This window comes from Methylocella tundrae (assembly GCF_901905185.1).
GTDB lineage: Bacteria > Pseudomonadota > Alphaproteobacteria > Rhizobiales > Beijerinckiaceae > Methylocapsa > Methylocapsa tundrae.
Window position 1 is genome coordinate 1 of record NZ_CABFMQ020000048.1, and the last position, 393, is coordinate 393.

Below are 393 nucleotides of genomic sequence, written 5' to 3' on the forward strand. Positions count from 1 at the left end.
TTCCTGCTCGCGGCCGCGGGCGTGGTGCGGGACGGCGCGGTGACCACGCACTGGGAGGACGTGGACGACCTGCGCGCGAGGTTCCCGCCACTCGACGTGCGCACCGGGGTGCGCTGGGTGGATCATGGCGGTGCCGGCCGGCTGTTCACCTCGGCCGGCATCAGCGCGGGGATCGATCTGTCGCTGCATCTGGTAGAACGCCTCGCCGGCCGCGCGCTCGCCGAACGCACGGCCCGGCAGATGGACACGCCATGGAACCCCGATCCCCGCAGCACTCCGCAGCCCTGAAGTCCGACGCCGGCCTGCCGCCGATCCACGTCGTCTTCGCGCTGCTGCCGCACAGCCTGGTGCTCGACTGGGCCGGGCCGGCGGAGGCGCTGCGCATCGCCAACC

Annotated in this window: 1 protein-coding gene; it reads left to right on the plus strand. The window is 73.5% G+C overall.

Annotated elements, in window-relative coordinates; genetic code table 11:
• A partial coding sequence (locus tag MPC4_RS05325; RefSeq protein ID WP_483308680.1) for a type 1 glutamine amidotransferase family protein occupies positions 1 to 288 on the plus strand: 288 nt, incomplete at its 5' end.
• Positions 289 to 393 lie beyond the last annotated feature (105 nt).